We start from the raw sequence: 6,587 nt of genomic DNA, 5'->3' as shown, positions 1-6,587 counted from the left end.
GATTGCGCTTGATGGATTTTTTCCACTGACCCAGCGTGACGTACGACCAGAGAAACGCCGCAGTGCCGTCGTGGAGTTTGGCTTGCCTTATGCGTCTGACCCTGCGGTCAGTAAACATATCGCTGAGTTTTTGAGCCATCATCAAGGCGTGGTGCCCTCCGATCCCAATACAGAGCCCAATACAGTGTCCACCGACCTGTTGCCGACAGCGTTATTACTCAACGGTGGCGTCTTTAATAGTTCGCTCATCACGCAAAGACTCATCGCGTTACTGAGTGACTGGTTAGGCCGACCAATCACCCTACTTGATAACCCGCACCCAGACTGGTCTGTGGCATTAGGCGCTGTGGCTTATGCCAAAGCAAGACGCGGTGCGCAGCTCAAAATTGGTGGTGGCGCAGCGCGCTCTTATTTCCTTCATCTACAAGAAAAAAATAAACTCGGCAAAGCCTTATGTCTGCTCGCCAAAGGCAGTGAAGAAGGACAAGAAATTCGTTTAACCAGCCGCCGCTTTGCTCTCACGGTCGGTGAACCGGTGCGCTTTAATTTGTTAACCTCGACGCACGAGCACATCACACAAGAGCAACGGGTACAAAATGGCGCTCTGTTTACCATTGATACCGATAAGTTTCAGCCCTTGCCGCCTTATATTGTTACTTTACCCGCACTCGACCCCACCGAGCTTGCCGCCAACCAAAAGCAGCGCGTAGAAGTGCAATTGGCCTGCCAATTAACCGAGGTGGGCACTCTGCAAATCGTGTGTGTCAATCCCAATGATGAAAAGCAGCGCTGGCAAGTTGAATTTGATATTCGTCACAGCGTAACCCAAGCCGGAGAACTGGAGGACAGCGTCGCTACTTCTCCTAAGTTACAAGAGGCGAAAGATCTCATCAGCAAAATCTACAGCGCCAACAAAACCAGTGCTGACCAACAAGCGATCAAAACGCTGACCAAAGAGCTAGAAAAACGCTTAGGTAAACGGGAAACGTGGGATTTTTCCACCTTACGCAGCCTATTTGACACGCTTGCCCTTGGCCGTAAGCGCCGTCGCCGTTCAGAGCCCCATGAAAAAAACTGGCTACGTCTGGCAGGCTTCTGCTTACGTCCCGGTTTTGGTGATGCCACTGATGGTTGGCGGATTGAACAAATTTGGACGCTGTACCAACAAGGTATTCAGTTTGCCAATACGCAAGGTTGGACAGATTGGTGGGTATTCTGGCGTCGTGTTGCTGGAGGTTTGAATCAAGAACAGCAAGAAACCTTGCTGGCAGATATCGCCAAGTATCTCCATCCCGGAGCAATGCGAACGCCTGCTTCAACTAAAGAAGCCCAAGAGAAAGGCTATGAAGCCATGGTGCGTCTCGCCGCCTCTTTAGAGCATTTGCAGGTGGAAGACAAAACTCTACTCGCCACTTGGTTTTTAAATAAGGCACTCAACCATACTCAGTATCAACAAGCGCATTGGTGGGCATTAGGACGATTGGCCGCTCGCACACCTTTTTACGGCAGCCTGCATACCTGTCTGCCCAAAGAGCAGATCCAGCAGTGGCTTCCTAAGCTCTTAGAGCAAGACTGGCAACAAGAGCCAATGTGCGCTTTTGCCACTGTGATGATGTGTCGCAAAACGGCGGATCGCACTCGCGATATATCGGAAGAATGGCGCACACAAGTGTTGGATAAGCTCAAGCAGAGTCGCGTGGCCGATTCATGGATTAATCTGGTTAGTGAAGTAGTCGAACTGGATGCAGCGGAAACTCAACGCGCCTTTGGAGAAAGCTTACCCAACGGGTTGATTTTGCTGGCTCACTGAGTCAGAGGGACAAGGCCAAGCAACGTGAAGTAGCAGATATACCAAAACTACAGGGAGTTGCAGGTATTGAAATATAGGAGCCGTTAGGCTCCCATCCTATAAACAATCTGAGTTAACTCGCGCTCACGTCTTGCAGCATGATTCGGTTTCGTCCTTGTTGCTTCGCTTGGTATAACGCCTTATCCGCTTGGCGTAATACTTCGCCATATTCATGTGAACTTTCGAAAATCACCGCGCCGATACTGACCGATACTTTGAGTGGTTGCTGTTCAACATGAAAACCTACCGAAATCGCATCACGTACCGAATCAAGAGCTTGCGATACTCGCTCAAAATCATTTTCACGGGCAAAGATCGCGAACTCTTCACCGCCATATCGAGCGACCAAGCATTCCGTTAATGCCAGTGACTCTAAATGGCGAACCACATAAGTGATCACTGAATCACCAATATCATGTCCATAGGAATCATTGATCTGCTTGAAATGGTCAATATCGACTAAAGCCACCATAGATTTCTGCTTAGACTGCTTCAATTTTTGCTGTACTTGCTCTTTAAAATGACGACGGTTAAACGCGCCTGTCAGTTCATCTTGAATAGAGCGTAAGCGATGCCATTCTATTTCCTCGAACAAAAACAGCATTAGCATGGTGCCAAGAATGATAAAAAAGAACAGGTTCTGTACCACTATGGTCGAGGCGCGAAATACCGCCAACAAAGGTAAAGTTTGATAAGCGACGAAAGGAACATAGAGCATGACCATCATCACTGCCAATACAACAGCGAAAAGGGTTTGCTCTGGCCGCCCACGCTGACCATTTTTTGCCGCAACGATTGCAGAAATCAGATACACCGAAGACAAGCTTAACGAAGCAATCAAGATGCGCAGTCCTATATCTTCAGGATTCAAACGGAACAAGAGATATAATAACAAAGCAAACGACAAGGAGTGCGCCATCATCAGTAGGTATAAGCCACTTTTGATCGGCTTTTGATACCAGCGCAATACGGCAAATAGCATGCAATAACCGCCAAGTTGATAGAGCAAGTTATTGACAAAGATGGCAAATCCCATCGGTAAAATAAAACGCAGCGAAGAGGTGGTATAAGCCAAGCCGTAAGCCAAAAACAGCAGCACAAACCAAGTGGCCGTATCCAATTTATGTTCAATCAGCTTGCTTCTTAACATATAAAGAAAGAGCGCGGCTATTGCACTGCATGCGATGTTATTAATCACCGTGGCAATTTCTAAAAACGAAAGATCCATCATGCTTGGTCGTCCTGAATGCACAAAAATAAAATCAACTTAAACAACATTTTGGCGCTCTTCTCCCCAAATAACTACTAAAATATAAATTATCTAACAACTTAAGCTCGCATTAACGACCTGAACGGGTGTAGAATTCGCCTCCCAAACAAAACTATAGTCTTATTAAAGACAAGTAGACTCGCGTCGTTGGTTAGTAACTGCTGTGACAGTTTGCTCTTTTGCTTAATTTCGATTTTCGTGAATAGCCTCCCCTATGCAGGAAATCGAGGTATCAATAAAACATAGATTCTATGCCCAGATACCCTAACGTTGCGGAAAAGCGGATATCCTTCGATCTTCCACTCTTTCGCAATCATATAGGCTGGGTATACAAGCTCAGGTTGCAAATAAGCCAATGGAACAAGATAAATTTACACATGTTTTTCGTTTGCCAGGGTCAATCCAAGTGCGCATTGCCAAATGGCAGCAAACTTTTCGAGGTAAGTCTGATTTAGTGCTCCATCAAGCACTGGTCGCACGCAATCATCAATATCAACAAGACGAATTTCTGCCTAAGGGTTGGTGCGTCAATCTGTTTGATCCGGACGACATTTCGATTACTCATCACGGTGATTATATTCAAACCGCAATGCGCACTATGATCGATAGAAAAGTGTCTTATAAGCGCATTTATCTGTCTCGTTTACCCTTGGAGCAGGCAGAAGCAGAATTGCGTCAATTTAAAATAGTGTGGATCAAAAAACATAACACGGTTGCGCAGCGCTTTAATCAAACCCAAAAAGCCGCATTCTTGAATTATGCTCAAGAAGAAATTGAGACACTCTACCCTGCCATTCCTGAACAAGGCTTTGACCGTGGATTGTGGAATCGCTTGGTCAAACAAGAATTTGGCCCAGCCGAACACTACGAAGACCCCTATTTTGTCGTCGAAAATGTGGCGGCAAAGAAAGCCGCCGAGCAGAGACAATCACAGCATAAACCCGCAAAATTTGCCGCTCGACGTAAACCGAATCCCACAAAACCTTTTCACGCGAGACCCGCAGCGTCCAAAAACGCGCGCTACTCATCGTCATGACAGAAACCGCAGCAACCAAATTCTGATCCCGTTGCTGCGGCCTTTGTGCATCAGCTCACTAAACTGGTGTGATCGTGCTTATCTTGGTGGGCGCAATACACCGTATTGCCGGATTGATGTTTTGCGGTGTACATCGCCTCATCAGCAATACGCAATAATTCAGGTACTTGGGTCGCTTGCTCTGGATATAAGGCGACACCAATACTCACCCCAATCTCTAAGCTCTCTTGGTTAAGTTGAAGCGGCTTTTGTAGTTTTTCTAGCATCTGATAAGCCTTATTGATAACGCCACTGTGATCCTGCAGCAGATCTAGGCATACCACAAATTCATCCCCCCCTAAGCGCCCACAAAAATCCGATTCTCGTATCGACCCTTTGAGCCGTTGAGCGATTTCTTGCAAGACAAGATCACCTACTTCATGCCCTTTGGTGTCATTGATTTCTTTAAATTTATCTAAGTCAAAAAACAGTAAAGCCAGCTTCATGTTTGAGCGCTTCGCTTTAATTAACGCGTGACTAAGCTGCTGTTTAAAGGCACGGCGGTTCAAAATACCTGTCAATGAATCTCTTTCTGACAAGAAACGTAATTCCGCTTTTTGACGCTCTAATTTGGCGGTTTTTCTTGCCACTTCCGCTTGTAACTCATCTTTGGTAACGGTTGTGCTTTGCAGCGAAGCCTTCATTTGATTGAAAAACTGAGTTAATTGAACAAACTCTTGTTCATTATTTTGAGTGGAAATTCGGCTGGCGAGATCCCCTTTCGCCATTTGTTCAATCCCTTCTTGGAGAGTTTTACATCCATGTCGGAAACGGCGTAACACCACCAGCGCGATACCACAGACAACCGAAGAGAAGAGCAGTAAGTGCGCCATGGTGGTTAACAATAAATAGCGTTGATTATTAATGCTCTCTTCCATGACTTGACGCTGAAAATAGGCCAGCTCCTCATTCATGTTTTGCACCAAAATATTGTATCGAGAGTGAAGTAGCTCATAAGTTCCGATGCCATCGACCAACTTAGTAATGCCCGATTCTTCGGCCATGTAGCGCTCTTGTTCTAGTAGCCCGGCTAAACTGTTATTCATTCTTTGGATGCCAGCTAAGTGTTGGCCAAAGACCGTTTCCATCTCGAGCTGCCCAGCCAAAACCTGCTGCGCACGATAAACCTGCTCTAAGCTATGAGCATCGTTGTATTGCAGAAAGACCCAGAGCTGGCTACGCAACATGGCAATGCTGTTTTGGATTTCCAAAATCGTATCCAGCTCAGCATTGGTTTGCTGCTGCCGCTGATCTAAGTTCAGTAATGAGAAAGCAATAAAACCAACTAACAGCAGTGATGCAATAAACAGTAACGTCATTTTGCGGTTTAATGAGTTGATCAAGGCTGGCCTCCATCGTTTTTCACCGCTTCGCTCAACAGGTCGTCAGCCATTAATTGCCGATAATCGGGCAATTGACCATGCACTAACTTGTTTTCTAATGCCCAGCGTCCCTGAAGTTGTAAGTTTGTTAATAAAGTATTACCGAGCGAGAGACGAAATGAATAATCTTGCCATGACCATCTCAGCTGTTTTTCATCAATATTCAACACACCTGCCACTCGGTATCGAGTGCGTTCTGGGTTTTGATGAATCCAATCAATCGCTTGCTTCAGGGCTTTTAAAATCGCAAGACTGCGTTGCTTTTCTTCTTCCGTCGTCGGTTTCATGGTTAATAAATTAAACGATAAGGTGTAAATGCCCGGCAAACTCAGATTGGTCACTTTCGATTCCGCAGCAACCCCAATTTTGTATCCCCAAGGCTCCCAAATCGAAATGGCATCCAGCTGTTTATCAAATAACTGCTGATAAAGCTGATCCGCAGTGCCATACACTTTATCGATTGGAATACCTTTCAAGTTATTGGCCAAAAGTAATGAATCAAAATAGAACTCACTGGCGCTCGCTCTGATCATACCGACACGTTTGTTGTGTAAATCCGCAACCGAGCGAATCGTCTCGCTTTCTAATGCAAGGAGCTTCAAATCGTTATCTGATTGCACAAAGCTAGCAAGAATAAGAAAATCCTGACGCTCGAAGCTGCTAAACATTGCCACAGATTCTGACGCCGTCGCATAACTCACCTCCCCTTGAAACAAGGCTTGGCTGCATTGCACTCCACCACTGCATGCCACGAGCTCAACATCAATCCCCTGCTGCTTAAAAAAGCCCAGTTGATCAGCAAGATAAAAAGGGGAAGAAAGAGGTGTTTGTGATACCGCTATTTTGATTGGAGCAGCATTGGAGTTAACGCTAATCGCGGTTGCCAAAGGAGTCAGCCATCGCCACGCTACGAAAGCGATGGCGAGAATCGATAGGTAAACTATCCATCTTCGGGATTGCCGAGCCAAAAACATGCCAACCTCTGAATCTGTATGAATATTGTTCTATGGT

At 45.9% G+C, this 6,587-nt stretch carries 4 protein-coding genes and 1 pseudogene; 2 read left to right on the top strand and 3 right to left on the bottom strand.

The genetic code is table 11. The features are described 5' to 3' along the window. Window positions 1-1,810, top strand: a pseudogene (locus GOU96_RS16450) (molecular chaperone DnaK); the annotation flags it as partial. A gap of 112 nt (window positions 1,811-1,922) precedes the next feature. On the opposite strand, the gene GOU96_RS16445 reads toward GOU96_RS16450, so the two are convergent. Beyond that, on the bottom strand, window positions 1,923-2,999 hold the full coding sequence (locus GOU96_RS16445) for a GGDEF domain-containing protein (protein WP_001906708.1): 1,077 nt from the start codon (window positions 2,997-2,999) through the stop codon (window positions 1,923-1,925). Window positions 3,000-3,474: 475 nt separating this feature from the next. On the opposite strand from GOU96_RS16445, the gene GOU96_RS16440 reads away from it, so the two are divergent. After that, window positions 3,475-4,155: a hypothetical protein gene (locus GOU96_RS16440; RefSeq protein WP_000434286.1), complete on the top strand. Its 681-nt coding sequence runs from the start codon at window positions 3,475-3,477 to the stop codon at window positions 4,153-4,155. A gap of 50 nt (window positions 4,156-4,205) precedes the next feature. Here GOU96_RS16440 and GOU96_RS16435 read toward each other — a convergent pair whose 3' ends face one another. Together GOU96_RS16435 and GOU96_RS16430 are read right to left on the bottom strand one after the other, a co-directional pair. After that, complete coding sequence (locus GOU96_RS16435; protein ID WP_000610805.1) at window positions 4,206-5,537, bottom strand: GGDEF domain-containing protein; 1,332 nt, start codon at window positions 5,535-5,537, stop codon at window positions 4,206-4,208. Beyond that, a complete protein-coding gene (locus GOU96_RS16430; protein WP_001910759.1) occupies window positions 5,534-6,550 on the bottom strand; it encodes an ABC transporter substrate-binding protein in 1,017 nt (338 codons plus the stop codon). The genes GOU96_RS16435 and GOU96_RS16430 overlap by 4 nt, the downstream gene beginning before the upstream one ends. Window positions 6,551-6,587 lie beyond the last annotated feature (37 nt).

The organism is Vibrio sp. R-1, from assembly GCF_035615595.1.
In the GTDB taxonomy this organism is placed as follows: Bacteria; Pseudomonadota; Gammaproteobacteria; order Enterobacterales; family Vibrionaceae; genus Vibrio; species Vibrio cholerae.
The sequence above is the reverse complement of the archived record's forward strand: the minus strand, read 5'-3'. Positions and strand labels throughout refer to the sequence as shown.